Raw genomic sequence first — 21,846 nt, forward strand, 5'->3', positions numbered from 1 at the left:
GAAAAGAAAACCGAGGATTGTCATGGCTGAATTACTGTTAGGCGTCAACATCGATCACATCGCCACGCTGCGTAATGCGCGCGGCACGGCGTATCCCGATCCGGTTCAGGCGGCGTTTATCGCTGAACAGGCTGGCGCCGACGGCATTACCGTTCATCTGCGTGAAGACCGTCGCCACATCACCGACCGCGACGTGCGCATTCTGCGCCAGACGCTGGATACCCGTATGAATCTGGAGATGGCGGTCACCGAAGAGATGCTGGCGATTGCCTGTGAGACCCAGCCGCACTTCTGCTGCCTGGTGCCGGAAAAACGTCAGGAAGTCACCACCGAAGGTGGTCTGGATGTGGCCGGTCAGCTCGACAAAATGCGCGATGCCTGCAAGCGACTGGCGGATGCCGGTATCCTGGTTTCGCTGTTTATTGACGCCGATTTCACCCAGATTAAAGCGGCAGCCGACGTGGGCGCGCCGTATATCGAAATTCACACCGGCTGCTATGCCGATGCCAAAAACGATGAAGAGCAGACCAAAGAGCTGGAGCGTATTGCTAAAGCGGCCACCTACGCGGCGAGCCTGGGGCTGAAGGTTAATGCCGGTCATGGCCTGACCTACCACAACGTGAAGGCCATTGCCGCCCTGCCTGAAATGCACGAGCTGAACATCGGCCACGCCATCATTGGCCGCGCGGTGATGAGCGGCCTGAAAGAGGCGGTTTCAGAAATGAAACGCCTGATGCAGGAAGCGCGTCAGTAATGGCCATTCTGGGCTTAGGCACCGATATCGTTGAAATAGCCCGCATAGAAGCGGCGATCGCCCGCAGCGGCGATCGCCTGGCGAGACGCGTGCTGAGCGATAACGAATGGGCCATCTGGGAAGCGCATCAGCAGCCGGTGCGCTTTCTGGCAAAGCGCTTTGCGGTAAAAGAGGCGGCGGCCAAAGCCTTCGGGACCGGAATTCGTAACGGTCTGGCGTTCAACCAGTTTGAAGTGTTTAACGACGAGCTGGGTAAGCCAAGCCTGCGTTTATGGGGCGAGGCGCAAAAGCTGGCGGAAAAGCTGGGCGTGAATCACGTGCACGTGACGATCGCCGATGAACGCCACTATGCCAGCGCGACGGTGATCATCGAAAGTTAAAGCTTGTCCGCGTGGTGCATCAGGACAAACTTATCCCACAGCTGCTCTTCGCTCTCGACGTGTGCCGGATCCTTCAGGATGGTATTCGGGATCGGGCACACTTTTTGACAGGTCGGCGTCTCATAGTGGCCGATGCATTCGGTGCAGCGGTCGCTGTTAATCTCATAAATGCTGTCGCCCATCGAAATGGCCTGGTTCGGGCATTCGGGCTCGCACATATCGCAATTAATGCATTTTTTGGTAATTAACAGCGCCATCAGGAAATTCTCAGAAACAACACAAACTGGGCGGGCATTATACGCGTCAAACCAGTTTCTTTACCAGTTCTTCGCTGTGGCGAATGCGTTCGGGCGCGCGCTCCAGATCCTGCTGCACCAGCGCCATAAACAGCAGATCCGTCAGCATCATTTGTGCGCTGGTGGACGAAATAGCCGCGCTGCGCGTGGCCTGCTCCTCGGCAATGGTATATAAACAGCGCGTGGCCCGCTGCTGGAGCGCATTTGGCGTAAAACCGGTGATCGCCAGAATTTTACCGCCGACGCGCAGCGCTTCATCGGTCGCCATGTTGATCTCTCGACGTTCACCGGAATAGGAGATCGCCAGCAGCAAATCTTCAGGATCCATTGCCTGAACGGTGGCGAGCAGGGCGTGCATATCCTGCTCCACTATCGCGTTGTAGCCGATCTTCGTCAGCTTCCAGCCAAAGTTACGCGCCACAAGTCCGGACGCGCCGATGCCGGTCAGAACGATCCGCCTCGCGCCGCGCAGCATCGCCACGCTCTCCAGCAGCTTCTCTTCCGTATTCACATCCAGCGTCGCATGCATGGCCGCCACGTTCTCTTTGATCAGCTTTTCGCCGACCAGCCGCATCGGATCGTCTCCGCGGATCTGATTATGCACCGGCATCGACTGCGGGTTGGGGTTACTGACCAGCGCTTCACTGATCGCCAGCTTGAGGGCTGGGAACCCCTTAAAGCCAATCTTCTGGGCAAACTTAACCACGCTGGACTGGCTCACGCCGGCCTCACTCGCCAGCTGCTGCGAGCTGAGATGGCGCGCGTGGTCGGGTTGAGAAAGTAGAAAATCCGCCAGCTTCTTGTCGCTTTGGGCAAAGCCTGCGTAGCGCTGGCGAATGCGAATTAAACAGTTCATACGGTCTCCTGGCGAAAATGTGACTATCTGCTCAAATACGAATTTTGCTCGCCTGAATGAATTTTATATTCCAATATAGTGTGATTATTATGAATTAAAAATTCTTGAGGTACAAAAATGAATCTTGGCTCACTTGTTTCTGAAACGCGTAACCCGCAAACCATGGATCTGGATGCGCTCTCCACGCTGGAGCTGGTTAACCGCTTTAATCAACAGGATACGCTGGTCGCGCAGGCAGTGAAAGAGACATTACCTGAGGTGGCGAAAGCGGTTGATGCAGCGGCGGAAGCCCTCAAGGCCGGCGGTCGCATTATTTACATGGGCGCGGGCACCAGCGGGCGTCTTGGGGTCCTGGATGCCTCCGAATGTCCGCCAACCTTTGGGGTGCCGCACGGTCTGGTGATCGGGCTGATTGCCGGTGGCCCAGGCGCGCTGCTGAAAGCCGTTGAAGGGGCGGAAGATAACAAACAGCTCGGTGAAGATGATCTCAAAGCGCTAAACCTGACCGCGCAGGATCTGGTGGTTGGGCTGGCGGCATCCGGACGCACGCCGTACGTCATTGGTGGCCTGGAATACGCTAACCAGACCGGCTGCACGACGGTGGCCATCTCCTGCAACCCGGGCTCGCCGATTGCGCAGATGGCCGCTATCGCCATCTCTCCGGTCGTCGGGCCGGAAGCGCTGACCGGATCCACGCGCCTGAAATCCGGGACCGCGCAAAAGCTGGTGCTCAATATGATCTCCACCGGCGCGATGGTGAAGTTCGGCAAGGTGTATCAGAACCTGATGGTCGATATGCAGGCCACCAACGTCAAGCTGGTGGACAGAGCCTGCCGCATGGTGATGGAGGCGACGGGCGCAGGCCGTGAAGAGGCGGAAGCGGTCCTGAAACAAACCGATCATGATGTTAAACCGGCCATTCTGATGATCCTGAGCGGGCTGGACGCCGCGGCGGCGAGAGCCAAACTCGATGCGCATAATGGGTTCTTACGGGCTGCATTAGAAAACTAACAGAGGCGTGTATGGAAAAGACAGCAGCGCTCGCCAGCGGCATCCTGCAGGGGATCGGCGGAGAAAAGAATATCCAGCGTCTGGAAAACTGCATGACGCGCGTGCGCGTCGAGGTGCATAACGACGACGAGCTTGATCTACCGCGCCTGAAGCAACTCCCCGGCGTTAGTGGATACGTCAAACAGGGACAGCAGCACCAGCTCATTGTCGGGCCGGGAAAAGCGGCGCAGGTTGTTGATGCCATGCGCGCGCTGATGGTTGGCGGTGAGGCTACGGCCTCATTTGACGATGCCGAAAGCACCAAAGCGCAGGCAAAAGCCAAATACAAGGCGCCAATGAGCGATGCGCTGCGACAGCTGGCAAACGTCTTTATCCCGCTGATCCCGGCGTTTATTGCTTCGGGCCTGATCACCGGGATTATCAATATCCTCAAGCGGCCGGATATCGTCGGGGATTTTGCCACGCAGTATCCAAACCTGCTGGGGATCCTCGGGATCTTCGGTAGCGCAGTTTTCGCCATCATGAACATTCTGGTCGGGGTCAATACCGCGAAGGTATTTGGCGGGTCGCTGGCGATGGGCGGCGTGATGGCGGGCATCTTGTCCAGCCCGCAGCTGGCGCAGATCACGCTGTTTGGTGAGGCGCTTCAGCCCGGCCGCGGTGGGGTGATCGCCGTGCTGCTGGTGGTCATCCTGATGTGCTGGATCGAGAAAAGGCTGCGCGCGGTTCTGCCCGGCTCGATTGAGCTTATCCTCAACCCGCTGCTGACCACGCTGATTACCGGTAGCGTAGCGATTGTGGTCCTTCAGCCGTTAGGCGGCTGGATCTCTGACGCCATCGCCCACGGTGCGAGTCTGGCGATCGATCGCGGCGGCCTGTTAGTGGGCGCTGTGCTGTCGGGTACATTCCTGCCGCTGGTTCTGACCGGCCTGCATCAGGGGCTGGTTCCGATCCACGTCGAGCTGGTGCAGGCGCACGGCTATAACGCGCTGCTGCCTATCCTGTCGATGGCGGGCGTGGGGCAGGTCGGCGCGGCGATTGCCGTACTGATGAAAACCCGCAACGCGCGACTGAAAAAAGTGATTAAGGGCGCGCTCCCGGTCGGACTGCTCGGCATCGGCGAGCCGCTGATTTTTGGCGTCACGCTGCCGCTGGGTAAACCTTTCCTCGCGGCCTGCCTGGGCGGCGCGGTGGGCGGGGCGCTCATTAGCTACTGGAAAGTGGCGACGGTGATCACCTTTGGACTTTCCGGTTTACCGCTGGCATTAACCATCGTGACCGGAAAAGTGATGCTCTATCTGTTAGGCTATTTAGTAGCGGTAATCGCCGGGTTCCTGTTTACCTGGCTGTTAGGATTCAACGACCCAGAGGAGTAAGGTTTGGCAAATCACGCGCGTCGCGTTGTCTTTTTCGACCTGGATGGCACGCTGCACCAGCAGGATATGTTCGGCACCTTTATGCGCTACCTGCTGCGGCGCCAGCCTCTGAATGCGCTGCTCGTCTTACCGCTCTTACCCGTGATTGGCATCGCGCTGCTGGTGAAAGGCCGTGCAGCGCGCTGGCCGATGAGCCTGCTGCTCTGGGGATGCACCTTTGGTCACAGCGAAGCACAGCTTAAACAGCTCGAACAGGATTTTGCGCACTGGTTTCGCGGCCATGTCGCCGCGTTTCCCGTGGTGCAGGCGCGTCTCACCAGCTACCTCGACGCGAACGATGCCGACATCTGGCTGATTACCGGCTCCCCGCAGACGCTGGTGGAGCAGGTCTATTTTGATACGCCCTGGCTGCCGCGCGTAAATCTTATCGCCACGCAAATTTCCCGCGCTTACGGCGGCTGGGTGCTGACTATGCGCTGCCTGGGGCATGAAAAAGTGGTCCAGCTGGAGAAGCGCATCGGCACGCCGCTGCGCCTGTACAGCGGCTACAGCGACAGCAAGCAGGACAACCCGCTGCTCTATTTTTGCCAGCACCGCTGGCGCGTCACGCCATCAGGGGAACTTCAGCAACTCGAATAGTCTTATCCATAGCGGCTGTGTATAATGCCGCCCGCTTTTCGACTGGAGTATCAGCCCTTGTCCAACCCTGAACACAATCATGAATACTGGATGCGCCATGCGCTGACGCTGGCTCAACGCGCCTGGGATGAGGGCGAAGTGCCCGTGGGCGCGGTGCTGGTTCATCATAATCAGGTGATTGGCGAAGGGTGGAACCGCCCCATTGGCCGCCACGATCCTACCGCGCACGCCGAAATTATGGCGCTTCGTCAGGGCGGGCTGGTCCTGCAAAACTATCGTCTGCTCGATACCACGCTGTACGTCACCCTTGAACCCTGCGTCATGTGTTCAGGCGCGATGGTGCACAGTCGTATCGGTACGCTGGTGTTTGGTGCGCGGGATGAAAAAACAGGCGCGGCCGGTTCGCTAATGGACGTGCTAGGCCATCCGGGGATGAACCACCAGGTGCAGACTATCGGTGGGGTACTTGCACCAGAGTGTTCGGGTCTGCTGAGTGACTTCTTTCGAATGCGCCGGCAGCAGAAAAAGCAACAAAAGGCAGAATTGAAGCCGGTGGACGATTAAGTTCGTCCGGTGCGACCACCGGGTAGCTCTGAGCCAGCTGTTTAGCTTCTGCCGCTTCTTTCTCTTTCTCTAGCAGATACCCCACCAGGCTTATCTGATACTTACGAATATTTTCCACGTAAGCGTAGGCTTCATGCCCGCGCGCATACCCGTAGGTCAGCTTGTTGTACCACGGTTTTTGGCTCAGCAGCGGCAGACGCTGTTTTACATCAGACCAGCTGTCCGGGTTACCCTTGGTTTTTGCCGTCAGCGCGCGCGCGTCCAGCATGTGCGCATAACCCATGTTGTAGGCGGCCAGCGCAAACCAAATTCGCTCTTCTTCCGGCACGGTCTCCGGTACTTTGGCCATCATATCCTGTAAATACTGCGCGCCGCCGCTGATGCTTTGCTCCGCATCGGTACGGTCATTGACGCCCAGGCTCAGCGCGGTATTTTTCGTCAGCATCATCAGACCACGCACGCCGGTCGGAGAGGTAGCCTGAGTATCCCAGTGGGATTCCTGATACGAGATGGCCGCCAGCAGCTTCCAGTCAATCTCCTGGGCGTATTTTTCGAACAACGGCTGCAGGTCCGGCAGGACGCTATCAACTGCGCGCAGGAAGCTGCGGGTGTCGACGTAATCGAAGTCATCACCGTGGCCGAGGTATTTTTCTTCCAGGCGCGCCAGCGTACCGTCTTCATTGATGGCGTTATAGAAATCGAGCATGGCCGCAGAGAGGGTCTGATCGTTATCCAGTTGGGTAAACCAGGTCACAGGTTGTTCGTCAGTCACATCCAGCGCCACGGCGATTTCAGGGTGCACGCGCTGGAACAGGCTGATGGCCACCGAATCCGCAATGGTATAGGCCAGCTTTTTGTCTTTGACCCGATCGAGCAGTTCTGTGGTGCCCAGTTTTGGGTCAACCGTCCAGCTCAGGTCAGGATACTTTTTCTCTTTAAGGGCGCGCAGGTCGTCAATCACGACATGGCCGGGGGCAATTGTCAGCTGTTGCTCGTTAATGGTGGCGAGCGAGCGCGGGCGCGCGCTTCCCACGCGATAAACCAGCTGCTGGGAAACAGAGTAGTAGGTCGGGCCTGGCTGGTAGTTCTTGCTGCGCTCGCTGTTGTACACCAGCCCGGCTGCAAGGATATCGGCGTCGTCGTTATCCAGGTCATCGAACAATTGGCTGATGTTCTGACGCACGGTAATTTTGAGCTTAACCCCCAGATAGTCGGCAAACTGCTGGGCCAGTTCATAATCCAGACCAATGGTTTTGCCGTTGATGTCGCCGTAAATCAGCGGAGAGGTGAGGGTACTGACGCGCAATTCCCCCCGCTCCTGAATGGCGGCGATACGGTTTTCGGCTTTACCGAACCAGGGGATAGAAGGCCAGAGGGCCACTGCCAGCAGCAACGTAACAATGCCGATGAGCAGATAATTAATCTTTAATTTTTTCAATTAGTTAATTCTCTGCGACGCCGGTTGCCTCAGTATGCTGTAGCCATGTTAAAAATAAGGATTGCCATTGAATGAGCGGCATTTTGCGCAAAGTTACGCCACTTGGCAACAAATTAGAGAGACAGGTCACACCTATTGTTAAACCTCCGGGTAAATTTTATTTCGACGCAAACGGTTTCGTCGGCGCTCAGGATTCTCTATAATGACGCCCGTTTTCCCCCCTTGCGCACACTGTAAGCGCCCCGGCGCTTCGAAGACGAGAGACTTATGATGGAAATTCTGCGTGGTTCGCCTGCACTGTCTGCCTTCCGTATTACCAAACTGCTGGCACGTTTTCAGGCGGTCGACCTTCCGGTAAGCAATATTTACGCTGAGTATGTCCATTTTGCTGACCTGAATGCCCCCCTGAATGCAGAGGAGCGCGTACAGCTGGAACGCCTGCTCAAGTATGGTCCAAGCCTGAGTAGCCATACGCCAACCGGCAAACTGATCCTCGCGACGCCGCGTCCGGGCACCATCTCCCCCTGGTCTTCCAAAGCCACCGACATCGCCCACAACTGTGGCCTGAGCCAGATTAACCGTCTGGAGCGCGGCGTGGCGTACTACGTGGAAGCCTCTACCCTGAGCGACGCGCAGTGGCAGGCGGTTGCGGCTGAACTGCACGACCGCATGATGGAGAGCGTATTTGCCTCTCTCGATGACGCGCAGAAGCTGTTCTCCCACCATCAGCCTGCGCCGGTACAGAGCGTGGATCTGCTGGGGCAGGGCCGTCAGGCGCTGATTGACGCCAACCTGCGTCTCGGCCTGGCGCTGGCAGAAGACGAAATCGACTACCTGCAGGATGCGTTTGTTAAGCTCAACCGTAACCCGAACGACATCGAACTCTACATGTTCGCGCAGGCGAACTCTGAGCACTGCCGCCACAAGATTTTCAACGCCGACTGGATTATTGACGGCGAACAGCAGCCGAAGTCGCTGTTTAAAATGATCAAAAACACCATGGAACAAACGCCTGACCACGTGCTGTCTGCCTATAAAGACAACGCCGCGGTGATGGAAGGTTCCGAGGTGGGCCGCTTCTTCGCCGATCGCGAAGCAGGGCGCTATGACTTCCATCAGGAGCCCGCGCATATCCTGATGAAGGTGGAAACCCACAACCACCCGACGGCGATTTCTCCATGGCCGGGGGCGGCGACCGGCTCCGGCGGTGAAATCCGTGACGAAGGGGCGACCGGTCGTGGTGCAAAACCCAAAGCGGGTCTGGTCGGTTTCTCCGTGTCCAACCTGCGCATCCCGGGCTTTGAACAGCCGTGGGAAGAAGATTTCGGTAAGCCAGAGCGCATTGTCACCGCGCTGGATATCATGACCGAAGGCCCGCTGGGCGGCGCGGCGTTTAACAACGAGTTTGGTCGTCCGGCGCTGAACGGTTACTTCCGTACCTATGAAGAGAAAGTGGACAGCCACAACGGCGAAGAGCTGCGCGGCTACCACAAACCGATCATGCTGGCGGGGGGGATCGGCAACATTCGTGCCGATCACGTGCAGAAAGGGGAGATCGTCGTTGGCGCGAAGCTGATCGTGCTCGGCGGCCCGGCGATGAACATCGGTCTGGGCGGCGGCGCGGCCTCTTCGATGGCCTCCGGCCAGTCTGATGCGGACCTCGATTTTGCCTCCGTGCAGCGTGACAACCCAGAGATGGAGCGTCGCTGCCAGGAAGTGATCGACCGCTGCTGGCAGCTGGGCGATGCTAACCCGATCCTCTTCATCCACGACGTGGGCGCGGGCGGTCTGTCCAACGCCATGCCGGAGCTGGTGAGCGACGGCGGCCGCGGTGGTCGTTTCAACCTGCGCGATATCCTGAGCGATGAGCCGGGCATGAGTCCGCTGGAAATCTGGTGTAACGAATCCCAGGAGCGCTACGTGCTGGCCGTTGCCGCGGATCAGCTGCCGCTGTTTGACGAGCTGTGCCGCCGCGAGCGCGCGCCGTATGCGGTCATCGGTGAAGCGACCGAAGAGCAGCACCTGACTCTGAGCGATACCCATTTCGACAACCAGCCTATCGATCTGCCGCTGGACGTCCTGCTCGGTAAAACGCCGAAGATGACCCGCGACGTAACAACCCGTAAAGCGGCGGGCAAAGCGCTGGATCGCCAGGGCATTACCGTAGCTGAAGCCGTTAACCGCGTGCTGCACCTGCCAGCTGTTGCTGAGAAAACCTTCCTGGTGACCATCGGCGACCGTACCGTGACCGGTATGGTATCCCGCGATCAGATGGTCGGCCCGTGGCAGATCCCGGTGGCGAACTGCGCCGTGACCACCGCGAGCCTCGACAGCTACTACGGCGAAGCGATGGCGCTGGGCGAACGCACCCCGGTGGCGCTGCTGGACTTCGCCGCCTCCGCCCGTCTGGCGGTCGGTGAAGCGCTGACCAACATCGCCGCGACGCAGATTGGCGACATCAAACGTATCAAGCTCTCCGCAAACTGGATGGCCGCAGCCGGTCACCCGGGCGAAGATGCTGGCCTGTATGAAGCCGTGAAAGCGGTGGGCGAGGAGCTTTGTCCTGCTCTCGGCCTGACCATTCCGGTGGGTAAAGACTCCATGTCGATGAAAACCCGCTGGCAGGAAGGCAGCGAGCAGCGCGAGATGACCTCGCCGCTGTCGCTGGTGATCACCGCGTTTGCCCGCGTGGAAGACGTGCGCCACACCGTTACGCCGCAGCTTTCCACAGAAGACAACGCCCTGCTGCTGATTGACCTGGGTAAAGGCCACAACGCGCTGGGTGCCACCGCGCTGGCGCAGGTTTACCGTCAGCTCGGCGACAAGCCAGCCGACGTGCGCGACGTCGCGCAGCTAAAAGGCTTCTACGACGCCATCCAGGCGCTGGTGGCGGAGCGTAAGCTGCTGGCTTACCACGACCGTTCCGACGGCGGCCTGCTGGTGACGCTGGCAGAGATGGCCTTCACTGGCCACTGTGGCGTTGAAGCGAACATTGCAACGCTTGGCGAAGACCGTCTGGCGGCGCTGTTCAATGAAGAGCTGGGCGCGGTGATTCAGGTACGCGCCGGAGATCGCGACGCGGTTGAAGCGATACTGGCGAAGCACGGTCTGGCAGACTGCGTGCACTATCTGGGTAAAGCCGTTCAGGGCGACCGCTTCGTCATTGAAGCCGATGGCCACGCGGTGTTCAGCGAAAGCCGCACCACGCTGCGCATGTGGTGGGCAGAAACCACCTGGCAGATGCAGCGCCTGCGCGACAACCCGGAATGTGCCGATCAGGAGCACAACGCGAAGGCCAATGACCAGGATCCTGGCCTGAACGTGAAGCTCTCCTTCGACATCAACGAAGACATTGCCGCGCCGTACATTGCGACAGGCGCGCGTCCAAAGGTAGCCGTGCTGCGCGAGCAGGGGGTTAACTCCCACGTTGAGATGGCGGCTGCCTTCCACCGCGCGGGCTTTGACGCCATCGACGTCCACATGAGCGACCTGCTGGCCGGACGTACCGGTCTGGAAGATTTCCAGGCGCTGGTGGCGTGCGGCGGCTTCTCCTACGGAGACGTGCTGGGCGCGGGCGAAGGCTGGGCGAAGTCCATCCTCTTCAACAGCCGCGTGCGCGACGAGTTCGAAACCTTCTTCCACCGTCCGCAAACGCTGGCGCTGGGCGTGTGTAACGGCTGCCAGATGATGTCTAACCTGCGCGAGCTGATCCCGGGCAGCGAAGCCTGGCCGCGCTTTGTGCGCAACCAGTCCGACCGCTTCGAAGCGCGCTTCAGCCTGGTGGAAGTGACCCAAAGCCCGTCTCTGCTGCTGCAGGGAATGGTGGGTTCACAGATGCCAATCGCCGTTTCCCACGGCGAAGGTCAGGTCGAAGTGCGTGATGCCGCGCATCTGGCTCAGCTGGAGAGCAAAGGCCTGGTGGCGCTGCGCTTTGTCGATAACTTCGGCAAGGTGACAGAAACCTACCCGGCGAACCCGAACGGCTCCGCCAACGGTATTACGGCAGTGACCAGCGAAAGCGGTCGTGCGACCATCATGATGCCGCACCCGGAACGCGTGTTCCGCACCGTGAGCAACTCCTGGCACCCGGAAAACTGGGGCGAGGACAGCCCGTGGATGCGTATCTTCCGCAACGCGCGTAAGCAGCTGGGTTAAGTTTTAGCACCCTAACCCTGTAGGCCCGGTAAGCGTGAGCGCTACCGGGCTTTTTTATGCGTGTCGCAAAATTGCGACAATCCCGCTCCTTCGGTGTCTCCAAAAGGTGACACTTAACCTGTTGATTTATATCGGTAGAAAAATCGTGCTCTAAAGGTGTAGTTAAATAGCGACACTTAGCCTGAAAATCATTCTGCCAACAAGTAATAGGTTGAATGTATAAAATCCTTTTAATTCATCATGTTAATTTATTGTTTTGCAAACTGGCACGGCTGTTGCATAATATTAATCAGTGGCTCATTCACCTTCTTATGTCAGCCCCTTCGGGACGTGCTACATAAACTTAGAATGACGCACAAAAAGGTGCCTGCCGTCCAACTACTGATCATAGCGATGCTTTATCAGGACAGGGCGAAACGTCGAGTTAGGCACCGCCTCATTCCGCAACAAAGCCGGGTTTTTACCCGGCTTTGTTGTATCTGAAGGGCAGACTCAGTTACGCTCTGCGTAAACCCCCATTAAGAGAGTAATGCGTTGAAACGCTGGTCCGTTTTCCCTCGCTCCCTGCGACAGCTCGTCATGATGGCATTCCTGCTGATCCTGCTCCCTTTACTGATACTGGCGTGGCAGGCCTGGCAAAGTCTCAATGCGCTAAGCGCGCAGGCGGCATTGACGAATCGCACGACGCTGATTGATGCAAGGCGAAGCGAGGCAATGACTAACGCCGCGCTGGAGATGGAGCGTAGCTATCGCCAGTATTGCGTGCTGGACGATCGCACCCTGGAGCGGGTTTACCAGAATCAACGTAAACGCTACAGCGAAATGCTGGATGCCCACGCGGGCGTGCTGCCGGACGACAAACTCTACCAGGCATTACGTCAGGACCTGAACGATCTGGCCCAGCTACAGTGTAAAAATAGCGGCCCGGATGCCGCCGCCGCCGCGCGGCTGGAAGCTTTTGCTAATGCCAATACGGAAATGGTCCAGTCCACACGCACGGTGATCTTCTCTCGCGGGCAGCAGCTGCAGCAGGAAATCGCCGAGCGCGGTCAATTCTTCGGCTGGCAGGCGCTGGTTCTGTTCCTTGTCAGTCTTGCTCTGGTTCTGCTGTTCACCCGCATGATTATCGGTCCGGTGAAGGGCATACAGCGAATGATTAACCGTCTGGGTGAGGGGAAGTCTCTCGGTGATACGGTTGTTTTCACCGGGCCGCGCGAGCTGCGTTCGGTGGGTCAGCGGATCATCTGGCTTTCCGAACGTCTGGCGTGGCTGGAAACGCAGCGTCATCAGTTCCTCCGTCACATTTCCCACGAACTTAAAACGCCTCTCGCCAGCATGCGAGAAGGCACCGAGCTGCTGGCGGACGAAGTGGCTGGCCCGCTGACCTCTGAGCAAAAAGAGATTGTCGAGATCCTCGATGACAGCAGCCGCAATCTGCAAAAGCTGATTGAGCAACTGCTGGACTACAACCGTAAGCTGGCGGACGGGGCGGTGGTACTGGAAAACGTGGAGATTGCACCGATAGTGGATATGGTGATCTCCGCCCATAGCCTGCCAGCAAGAGCTAAAATGATGCATACCGAGGTCGATCTTAGCGAGCCCGCTTGTCTTGCTGAGCCCATGCTGTTTATGAGCGTTCTGGATAATCTTTATTCCAATGCGGTGCACTATGGTACTGAATCCGGTAACATTTATATTCGAAGCTACAGGGCGGGTTCCCGGGTGTTTATTGATGTAGCGAATACGGGCACCCCGATTCCGGATGAAGAAAAAACGATGATTTTTGAACCCTTTTTCCAGGGCAGTCATCAGCGAAAAGGTGCGGTTAAAGGAAGTGGTCTGGGCCTCAGTATTGCCCGCGACGGCATACGACGCATGCACGGTGAACTCAATATCGTCAGTGATGAACGGTCGGATGTGTGCTTTCGTATCGAACTGCCTCTTAAGCCGGAAAATCTATAAAATGAATCTAAGTCTGGTGAGTATGTCACACGTTTTTTTCCGCGCCGCACGCGCGGTGTTTTCCCGCAATACCGTACGTCTGAGTCTGCCGTGTTTATTGCTGGCAGGGTGTGTTACCCATGCCCCGAAGAGCGCAATCAGTGAAAAGCCGGAAGAGAAATGGCCTGAAAATCAGCTGGCGGATTTCCTGACCACCCCCTGCGAGGGCATCTGGCATTTGTCAGGACATGAAGTTGATACCAACCCGCTGTTTTGGCTTCGTGGCATCGATTGTGCGCAGCGTCTGGAACCCGTTGAGGCACGGGCGCAGGCCACGATGTGGGGCGACAACGCATGGCAGGCGACCTTTAAACGTGCCATTCTGCTTGGCGATGCCAAAATCACGCCCGTCGAGCGCCGCACGAATATCACGCGTCTGGACAGGTTCAGCGCCAGCATTCCTGCGCAGGTGCGGCCGATATATCAACTCTGGCGGGACGGCCAGGCATTACAGCTTCAGCTATCTGAAGAGCGTTCCCGCTACAGCAAATTACAGCAGTCAGCGGACGGCGAGCTTGATACGCTTCGCCAGCAGCAGAATTATCTGCGCACCCAGCTTGAGACCACCACACGCAAGCTTGAAAATCTGACCGATATTGAAAGGCAACTGTCGACGCGAAAACCCGCAGGCAGCTATCTGCCGGATTCGTCGAAAGGAAATTCTGCCGCATCGCCGGACGGTGACGCGCAGAAAGAAGAGGATGTGAAGCCATGACAAGCCGTAAACCTGCCCATCTTTTACTGGTCGATGACGATCCTGGGCTGTTAAAGCTGCTGGGAATGCGCCTGGTCAGTGAAGGCTACAGCGTTGTGACGGCGGAAAGCGGGCAGGAGGGGTTGAAAGTGCTCAGCCGCGAGAAGATTGATCTGGTGATCAGCGACCTGCGGATGGACGAAATGGATGGCCTGCAGCTTTTTGCAGAGATCCAAAAGCAGCAGCCCGGCATGCCGGTTATCATCTTGACCGCCCACGGCTCGATCCCGGATGCGGTCGCGGCAACCCAGCAAGGGGTGTTCAGCTTCCTCACTAAACCGGTGGACAAAGACGCGCTTTATAAAGCCATCGACAGCGCGCTGGAGCATGCCGCGCCTTCTGGTGATGACGCCTGGCGCGATTCCATCGTGACGCGAAGCCCTGTCATGCTGCGTCTGCTTGAGCAGGCGCGAATGGTGGCGCAATCTGACGTCAGCGTTTTGATCAACGGCCAGAGCGGTACCGGGAAAGAGATCCTGGCGCAGGCGATCCACAACGCCAGCCCGCGCGCTAAAAATGCCTTTATCGCCATTAACTGCGGCGCGCTGCCGGAACAGCTTCTTGAATCCGAACTCTTTGGTCACGCGCGCGGCGCCTTCACCGGCGCGGTGAGCAGCCGCGAAGGGCTGTTCCAGGCGGCGGAAGGCGGCACGCTGTTTCTCGACGAGATTGGCGATATGCCTGCGCCGTTGCAGGTGAAACTGCTGCGCGTGTTGCAGGAGAGAAAGGTACGTCCGCTCGGCAGCAACCGCGATATCGACATTAACGTGCGTATTATTTCCGCCACCCACCGGGATCTGCCAAAAGTGATGGCGCGCAATGAGTTTCGTGAAGATCTCTACTACCGCCTGAACGTGGTGAACCTGAAAATTCCAGCGCTGGCCGAGCGTGCGGAAGATATCCCGCTGCTGGCAAACCATCTGCTGCGCCAGTCCGCGGATCGCCATAAACCCTTCGTGCGCGCGTTTTCCACTGATGCAATGAAAAGGCTAATGACCGCCGGGTGGCCTGGCAACGTGCGCCAGCTGGTCAACGTGATTGAGCAGTGCGTAGCGCTGACGTCGTCGCCCGTGATCAGCGACGCGCTGGTGGAGCAGGCGCTGGAAGGGGAAAACACGGCCTTGCCGACCTTTGCCGAAGCGCGTAACCAGTTCGAACTGAACTACCTGCGCAAGCTGCTGCAGATTACGAAGGGTAACGTGACCCACGCGGCGCGCATGGCCGGACGCAACCGCACCGAGTTTTACAAGCTGCTGTCGCGCCACGAGCTGGAAGCAAACGATTTTAAAGAGTAATGCCGTATGGTACTGTGAGCAATCGATTACGAGGCAGCTTACAGGCATGAGTTTAAGGACCCACCATGAAAAAGATTGATGCGATTATTAAACCTTTCAAACTGGATGATGTACGTGAAGCGCTGGCGGAAGTCGGCATCACCGGGATGACAGTAACGGAAGTGAAAGGTTTTGGTCGTCAGAAGGGCCACACCGAGCTTTACCGTGGCGCGGAGTACATGGTCGACTTTCTGCCGAAAGTGAAAATTGAAATCGTGGTCAGCGACGATATCGTGGATACCTGCGTAGATACCATCATCCGTACCGCGCAGACGGGGAAAATCGGTGACGGGAAAATCTTCGTCTTTGACGTGGCGCGCGTGATCCGTATCCGTACCGGCGAAGAAGACGACGCGGCGATTTAACGTTCTTGCCGGGTGGCGCTGCGCTTACCCGGCCTACAAAACGCTTCGTAGGCCCGCGCAAGCGAAGCGCCGCCGGGCGATTACAGCACTTTATGCGGGCCGAAGCACTCGTAATGAATGCTGTCTTTGTTCACACCCATCTCAACCAGCTGCTTCGCGGCATACTGCATAAACGCCACCGGCCCACAGACGTAGAACTGCATATCCGGCGCGCTAAACGCCCCTTCATGCTGGCTTAAATTCATCAGACCTTCGCTGTCGAAGCGTGCGGCCTGGCGGTCTGCGTCCGTTGGCAGGCGATACCAGGTGTGCGCGGTGAAGCGCGGCAGTGATGCCCCGAGCGTTTTCACTTCATCCGCAAAGGCGTGCACGTCGCCGTTCTCTGCGGCGTGGAACCAGTTTACCTGCGCGTTGTGGTGTGTTTTTGCCAGCGTATCGAGCATCGCCAGCATTGGCGTTTGACCAACACCCGCAGAGATCAGCGTCACTGGCGTATTCGCTCCAACGGCCATAAAGAAATCGCCCGCCGGCGCGGCCAGATGAACCACGTCGCCCACGCGGGCTTCGTTGTGCAGCCAGGTTGAGACCTGACCGCCATCTTCGCGTTTCACCGCAATGCGGTAGCCTTTGCCGTTTGGCTTGCGGGTGAGGGAATACTGGCGGATCTCCTGATGCGGGAAGCCTTCAGGCTTCAGCCACACGCCCAGATACTGGCCCGGTTGATATTCGGCCACAGGTTTACCGTCCACCGGCTCAAATTCAAAGCTGGTAATCAGCGCGCTGCGCGGCGTTTTCTCAACGATGCGGAACGCGCGCGTCCCTTCCCAGCCGCCATTTTTGCTGGCATTTTCGCTGTAGATTTGCGCTTCACGGTTGATGAATACGTTTGCCAGCACGCCGTAGGCTTTACCCCATGCGTCCAGCACTTCCTGGCCCGGGCTGAACATTTCGTCCAGCGTGGCCAGCAGGTGGCCGCCAACGATGTTGTACTGCTCGGGCTGGATCTGGAAGCTGGTGTGCTTCTGCGCGATTTTTTCCACCGCGGGCAGCAGTGCAGCCAGGTTTTCAATATTGCTGGCGTAGGCCGCGATGGCGTTGAACAGCGCTTCACGCTGATCGCCATTGCGCTGGTTGCTCATGTTGAATATCTCTTTGAGCTCCGGGTTGTGCGAGAACATGCGATCGTAGAAATGCGCGGTGAGTTTAGGGCCGGTTTCCACCAGCAGGGGAATGGTGGACTTAACGGTAGCGATGGTTTGAGCGTCGAGCATGAGCGCGTCCTTCTGATGTCACATTTAATGATGTATTTTAAATACATCTTATAAAAAATAACCCTGCGTTGTAAATGGTTCTTTGCAAGATGAAAAATATGCATCACAAACCTGAAAAGAAATCCGTTGAAAATGATGAGAGCTTTATTCCTCAAACCCTTTCGTGGCGTGGAGGGAAACGTTTGCGTAAAATCGTTTGTCAAGACCTGTTATCGCAGAACTATTCAGTTATACTGTTGCCCGTCGTCCAACAGGACTGCCTTTTCAGGCCAAAATTTACTTGTTAGCTGAGTCAGGAGATGCGGATGTTAAAGCGTGAAATGAACATTGCCGATTATGATGCCGAACTGTGGCAGGCTATGGAGCAGGAAAAAGTACGTCAGGAAGAGCACATCGAACTGATCGCCTCCGAAAACTACACCAGCCCGCGCGTGATGCAGGCGCAGGGTTCTCAGCTGACCAACAAATACGCTGAAGGTTATCCGGGCAAGCGCTACTACGGCGGTTGCGAGTACGTTGATATCGTTGAGCAGTTGGCTATCGACCGTGCGAAAGAACTCTTTGGCGCAGACTACGCGAACGTGCAGCCGCACTCTGGCTCTCAGGCTAACTTCGCGGTCTACACCGCGCTGCTGCAGCCGGGCGATACCGTTCTGGGTATGAACCTGGCGCAGGGCGGCCACCTGACTCACGGCTCCCCGGTTAACTTCTCCGGCAAACTGTACAACATCATCCCTTACGGTATTGATGAGTCCGGTAAAATTGACTACGAAGACATGGCTAAGCAGGCCAAAGAGCACAAACCGAAGATGATCATCGGTGGCTTCTCTGCTTACTCCGGTATCGTTGACTGGGCAAAAATGCGTGAAATCGCAGACAGCATCGGTGCTTACCTGTTCGTTGATATGGCGCACGTTGCGGGTCTGATCGCGGCAGGCGTTTACCCGAACCCGGTTCCACACGCTCACGTTGTGACCACCACCACCCACAAAACCCTGGCGGGTCCACGCGGTGGCCTGATCCTGGCGAAAGGCGGTGACGAAGATCTGTATAAGAAACTGAACTCTGCCGTGTTCCCAAGCGCGCAGGGCGGCCCGCTGATGCACGTTATCGCCGCAAAAGCGGTAGCGCTGAAAGAAGCGATGGAGCCAGAGTTCAAAGTTTATCAGCAGCAGGTTGCCAAAAACGCCAAAGCGATGGTGGAAGTGTTCCTGAGCCGTGGCTACAAAGTGGTGTCTGGCGGTACTGAAAACCACCTGTTCCTGCTGGATCTGGTTGATAAGAACCTGACCGGTAAAGAAGCTGACGCAGCCCTGGGCCGCGCCAACATCACCGTGAACAAAAACAGCGTGCCAAACGATCCGAAGAGCCCGTTCGTGACCTCCGGTATCCGTATCGGTTCTCCGGCCGTGACTCGCCGCGGCTTCAAAGAAGCGGAAGTGAAAGAGCTGGCGGGCTGGATGTGCGACGTTCTGGACAACATCAATGACGAAGCGGTTATCGAGCGCGTCAAAGGTAAAGTTCTGGATATCTGCGCGCGCTTCCCGGTATACGCATAATCCCTCTGCTTTGCAGAAATAAAAAAAGGCCGCGCTTGCGGCCTTTTTTATGGGCTAACGTCGGTCAAGAGATATGGCTCCCGGTCCCACAATCGCCAGCAAAATAAACGCACCGGCAATGCTCACATTCTTATAGAAGTTAATCATGTTCGGCACAACCGCATCACCGGTCATATCCCAGTAGTGGTGGCCTATTACCGCCGTTCCCAGCGTATAAAAGACAAAGAGCACCGCGATGGGGCGGGTGAAAAAGCCCAGCACGATCAGAATTGCCGCGGGAACCTCCATCACCACCGCAATAATCGCCGCCAGCATAGGCATGGGGGCGCCGAGCGACGTCATATACTGAACGGTGCCGCTAAACCCCGTGAGTTTGGGATAGCCAAAAATAATAAACAGGACAACGATAGCAATACGGGCAATCAAAAGCAGGAAAGAACGTGAGGAGCCGAAATCGAAATAACGTAAGCTGTTCATGGCAAACGACCTCTTCAGGCGATGTTCTTTAAACGTAATACAATTTTGCCGCTCTCGCCATACGCCGACCGGCTGTCCATGATGTTAATTTATCGTTAATTTATAGCGCGCTAACGACTTGCTAAAGTGCAGGATAAGCGCCAGACTATCGCCTCCATTTCGGGAGGGATTCATGGTCTTGCATTCCACGCGCTGGCTGGCGCTCAGCTACTTCACCTACTTCTTTAGCTACGGTATTTTTCTGCCTTTCTGGAGCGTCTGGCTCAAGGGAATCGGCCTCACCCCTGAGTCCATCGGCGTTCTGCTTGGTGCAGGACTGGTGGCGCGTTTCCTGGGCAGCCTGCTGATTGCGCCGCGCGTCAGCGATCCCTCCTTGCTGATCAAGGCCGTGCGCATACTTGCGCTGCTCACTCTGGTCTTTGTCGCCTGCTTCTGGGTGAGCCAGCAGTTTGCCTGGCTGATGGTGATCATGGTTGGCTTTAACCTGTTCTTCTCACCGCTGGTGCCGCTGACGGATGCCCTGGCGAACACCTGGCAAAAGCAGATCACCATGGACTATGGCCGCGTGCGTCTCTGGGGATCGATTGCGTTCGTGATCGGCTCGGCGCTGGTGGGTAAGCTGGTCAGCCTGTACGACTATCGCGCCATCCTGGCGTTACTGAGCGTGGGGATTGCCTCCATGCTGCTGGGGATGCTGCTGCGTCCGTCGGTAATGCCGCAGGGCGAAAGCCGTCACCAGGAGAGCGCAGGCTGGCCGGCCTGGCGGAGCCTGGTCACACAAAGCTGGCGCTTTCTGGCGTGCGTTTGCCTGCTTCAGGGGGCGCATGCGGCGTACTATGGGTTCAGCGCCATCTACTGGCAGGGGGCGGGCTACTCTGCTTCTGCGGTAGGCTACCTGTGGTCGCTCGGCGTCGTAGCGGAAGTGATCATCTTTGCGCTCAGCAAAAAGCTCTTCCGTCGCTTCGGCGCGCGAGACCTCCTGCTGCTTTCCGCCGTCTGCGGCGTAGCGCGCTGGGGAATCATGGGCTGGACGACCGAACTGCCGTGGCTGATTGTGGCGCAAATTCTGCACTGCGGCACCTTTACCGTGTGCCATCTGGCGGCGATGCGCTACATCTCTGCGCGTGAGGGCGGGGACGTAATTCGACTGCAGGCGGTCTACTCTGCGGTGGCAATGGGCGGCAGCATAGCGGTGATGACGGTCTTTGCAGGCTTCCTGTATCAGCACCTGGGGCACGGCGTGTTCTGGGTGATGGCGCTCGTTGCGCTACCTGCAACGATCGTTCGCCCAAAAGTGACGGCACGCGCGTAGCTAGGATTCCAGCATCGCGCGAATATGTTCTTGCTGCTGCGCGTTCAATGTCTCAACGGCATGGATCAGCGGCGGTGAGAACAACGGCAGGGCGGTTGGGTAAGGGGTGATCACCAGCGCAGCTTCACGGGGAGCACCTTCCTTCTGAAACGCGTGCAGGGTCAGATAACGAATATTGAGCGGCAACAGCGTCAGCTCGCGCAGCTGCTGCTCAATCAACGCTTCACATGCTTTATCTTCTCCGGTCAGTAACACCACCTGTTTTTCATGCAGATCGGTCTCCTGCATCAGCCAGGCACCAAAAATCACCGCCACCAGGCTCATCTCCTCATCGGAGAAACGCAGCCCGAACTCCGCTTCCAGCTCAAACAGCGCCTCTTTGGTGGTGCGTAACAGCCGCGGATAAAGCCGATGGATCTCTTCCGGCAGGCTGTTATCGATGCCGATTTCAAACAGTGAGCGATCTAGCGCCTGAGCAAGATGGATATAAAGCTGGTCGGTAAGCCCCTGTTCATCGCTAAAATTCATCCCGGTTTGGGCCCGAAAGCGCGCGATCATCCGCACTATGGCGCGACGCAGGCGTTGATCCTGCTGATGTCTGTCAAGCACCGGATCGGGAGTGCGCAGCATCATAAACAGCAGCGCGAGGAACAGCTGTTCATCGCTGTGCGTTCCCTGCGGAACGCGCCGTTTCCAGTGGCGCACGATTTCCTGCGCGGTGAAATATTCCCCTCTCGACTGGGTCCAGCTGCGCTGAACGTGGGAAAACTGCGGCGTATTGCCCAGATGATGCTGAATCAGACAGTATTGCAAAAACAGCTGTAAAAACTGAACGTCACGGCAGTCAAACGGACGCTGAAGCTTTCGCGAGCAGAAGTTGATCAATGCTCGCAGGTTGGTGTCATCATAGAGTGGACGAGCGATGCCCTGCTGTTTAAGTGCGGTTTTAAGTGCGGGAGTAAACTGCTGAGAGACGAACTGCGGGCAAAGCCGCAGCGCCCGGCGCAGCCAGTGCAGCAGGCATAAACGCTGATTCAGGACCGAACCTTCAATTCGGTAGCTGCCGTCGAGGTGCGTGACGATATCAAGCCGATGATAGCGCTGGATTTCATCACGCGTCTCGGCTATATCTTGCCGTGCCATCGCGTCGTCCACGCCGTTGGCAGCAATTATGCTCTGTGCGGTGACGGCAGCATCGGGCAGGTAAAGCATCAAAAGCACCTGGCAGCGGCGCTGCGAACTGGAAAGCACAGATGGAATTTCAAGCGTCGTCATCATCTGTCGGGTATCCAGTGTGAATGTTT

At 57.3% G+C, this 21,846-nt stretch carries 19 protein-coding genes; 13 read left to right on the plus strand and 6 right to left on the minus strand.

Going from position 1 to position 21,846, the window contains the following annotated elements; all coding sequences use genetic code 11:
* Positions 1-22: 22 nt before the first annotated feature.
* Both pdxJ and acpS read left to right on the plus strand, forming a co-directional pair.
* Positions 23-754: a pyridoxine 5'-phosphate synthase gene (gene pdxJ, locus KK102_RS08560; RefSeq protein ID WP_216357373.1), complete on the plus strand. Its 732-nt coding sequence runs from the start codon at positions 23-25 to the stop codon at positions 752-754.
* On the plus strand, positions 754-1,134 hold the full coding sequence (gene acpS, locus KK102_RS08565; protein WP_126546411.1) for a holo-ACP synthase: 381 nt from the start codon (positions 754-756) through the stop codon (positions 1,132-1,134). Before pdxJ ends, acpS begins: the two co-directional genes overlap by 1 nt.
* Here acpS and KK102_RS08570 read toward each other — a convergent pair.
* Positions 1,131-1,391, minus strand: coding sequence for a YfhL family 4Fe-4S dicluster ferredoxin (locus tag KK102_RS08570; RefSeq protein ID WP_008502177.1), 261 nt, complete (start codon positions 1,389-1,391; stop codon positions 1,131-1,133). The two genes, acpS and KK102_RS08570, sit on opposite strands and share 4 nt — an antisense overlap.
* A gap of 46 nt (positions 1,392-1,437) precedes the next feature.
* Entirely contained in the window at positions 1,438-2,286 is an 849-nt protein-coding gene (locus tag KK102_RS08575) for a MurR/RpiR family transcriptional regulator (RefSeq protein WP_126546412.1), read from the minus strand.
* Positions 2,287-2,403: 117 nt separating this feature from the next.
* Between KK102_RS08575 and murQ the strand changes: the two genes are divergently transcribed.
* From murQ to tadA, 4 genes are read left to right on the plus strand one after another with little or no spacing between them, the layout of a single operon-like run.
* Positions 2,404-3,297: an N-acetylmuramic acid 6-phosphate etherase gene (gene murQ / locus KK102_RS08580; RefSeq protein ID WP_216357374.1), complete on the plus strand. Its 894-nt coding sequence runs from the start codon at positions 2,404-2,406 to the stop codon at positions 3,295-3,297.
* An 11-nt stretch (positions 3,298-3,308) separates the two neighbouring features.
* A complete protein-coding gene (locus KK102_RS08585; RefSeq protein ID WP_126546413.1) occupies positions 3,309-4,673 on the plus strand; it encodes a PTS transporter subunit EIIC in 1,365 nt (454 codons plus the stop codon).
* Positions 4,674-4,676: 3 nt separating this feature from the next.
* On the plus strand, positions 4,677-5,312 hold the full coding sequence (gene yfhb, locus KK102_RS08590) for a phosphatidylglycerophosphatase C (protein ID WP_126546414.1): 636 nt from the start codon (positions 4,677-4,679) through the stop codon (positions 5,310-5,312).
* A gap of 24 nt (positions 5,313-5,336) precedes the next feature.
* A complete protein-coding gene (tadA, locus tag KK102_RS08595) occupies positions 5,337-5,876 on the plus strand; it encodes a tRNA adenosine(34) deaminase TadA (RefSeq protein ID WP_126546415.1) in 540 nt (179 codons plus the stop codon).
* On the opposite strand, the gene mltF is transcribed toward tadA, so the two are convergent.
* Positions 5,764-7,314, minus strand: a complete 1,551-nt coding sequence (gene mltF / locus KK102_RS08600; RefSeq protein ID WP_126546416.1) for a membrane-bound lytic murein transglycosylase MltF — start codon at positions 7,312-7,314, stop codon at positions 5,764-5,766. The genes tadA and mltF overlap by 113 nt on opposite strands.
* Before the next feature lie 267 nt (positions 7,315-7,581).
* On the opposite strand from mltF, the gene purL reads away from it, so the two are divergent.
* The 5 genes from purL to glnB all read left to right on the plus strand — a co-directional run bounded on the left by purL (position 7,582) and on the right by glnB (position 15,923).
* Positions 7,582-11,469, plus strand: coding sequence for a phosphoribosylformylglycinamidine synthase (purL, locus tag KK102_RS08605; protein WP_216357375.1), 3,888 nt, complete (start codon positions 7,582-7,584; stop codon positions 11,467-11,469).
* A gap of 534 nt (positions 11,470-12,003) precedes the next feature.
* On the plus strand, positions 12,004-13,431 hold the full coding sequence (qseE, locus tag KK102_RS08610) for a two component system sensor histidine kinase QseE/GlrK (RefSeq protein ID WP_185805629.1): 1,428 nt from the start codon (positions 12,004-12,006) through the stop codon (positions 13,429-13,431).
* Position 13,432: 1 nt separating this feature from the next.
* A complete protein-coding gene (qseG, locus tag KK102_RS08615) occupies positions 13,433-14,185 on the plus strand; it encodes a two-component system QseEF-associated lipoprotein QseG (RefSeq protein WP_126546420.1) in 753 nt (250 codons plus the stop codon).
* Positions 14,182-15,519 carry a two-component system response regulator GlrR gene (glrR, locus tag KK102_RS08620; protein ID WP_216357376.1) on the plus strand — a complete coding sequence of 446 codons (1,338 nt, stop codon included), beginning with the start codon at positions 14,182-14,184 and terminating at the stop codon, positions 15,517-15,519. The genes qseG and glrR overlap by 4 nt, the downstream gene beginning before the upstream one ends.
* A gap of 65 nt (positions 15,520-15,584) precedes the next feature.
* Complete coding sequence (gene glnB / locus KK102_RS08625; RefSeq protein WP_003860685.1) at positions 15,585-15,923, plus strand: nitrogen regulatory protein P-II; 339 nt, start codon at positions 15,585-15,587, stop codon at positions 15,921-15,923.
* 80 nt (positions 15,924-16,003) lie between these two features.
* On the opposite strand, the gene hmpA is transcribed toward glnB, so the two are convergent.
* Positions 16,004-17,194, minus strand: a complete 1,191-nt coding sequence (hmpA, locus tag KK102_RS08630; protein WP_216357377.1) for an NO-inducible flavohemoprotein — start codon at positions 17,192-17,194, stop codon at positions 16,004-16,006.
* Positions 17,195-17,499: 305 nt separating this feature from the next.
* Here hmpA and glyA point away from each other — a divergent pair, with 305 nt between their 5' ends.
* The gene (gene glyA / locus KK102_RS08635) at positions 17,500-18,753 is read left to right on the plus strand and encodes a serine hydroxymethyltransferase (RefSeq protein WP_042714241.1); all 1,254 of its coding nucleotides are present in this window, start codon (positions 17,500-17,502) and stop codon (positions 18,751-18,753) included.
* Positions 18,754-18,807: 54 nt separating this feature from the next.
* Here the strand turns inward: glyA and KK102_RS08640 are convergent, their stop codons facing one another.
* Positions 18,808-19,230 (minus strand): DoxX family protein, encoded by a 423-nt coding sequence (locus KK102_RS08640; RefSeq protein WP_032653045.1) that lies wholly within the window; start codon positions 19,228-19,230, stop codon positions 18,808-18,810.
* Positions 19,231-19,402: 172 nt separating this feature from the next.
* Between KK102_RS08640 and KK102_RS08645 the strand changes: the two genes are divergently transcribed.
* Positions 19,403-20,542 carry a 3-phenylpropionate MFS transporter gene (locus tag KK102_RS08645; protein WP_126546422.1) on the plus strand — a complete coding sequence of 380 codons (1,140 nt, stop codon included), beginning with the start codon at positions 19,403-19,405 and terminating at the stop codon, positions 20,540-20,542.
* Here KK102_RS08645 and csiE read toward each other — a convergent pair whose 3' ends face one another.
* The gene (csiE, locus tag KK102_RS08650; RefSeq protein ID WP_126546423.1) at positions 20,543-21,820 is read right to left on the minus strand and encodes a stationary phase inducible protein CsiE; all 1,278 of its coding nucleotides are present in this window, start codon (positions 21,818-21,820) and stop codon (positions 20,543-20,545) included.
* Between the last annotated feature and the right edge of the window lie 26 nt (positions 21,821-21,846).

This window comes from Enterobacter quasimori (genome assembly GCF_018597345.1).
In the GTDB taxonomy this organism is placed as follows: domain Bacteria; phylum Pseudomonadota; class Gammaproteobacteria; order Enterobacterales; family Enterobacteriaceae; genus Enterobacter; species Enterobacter mori.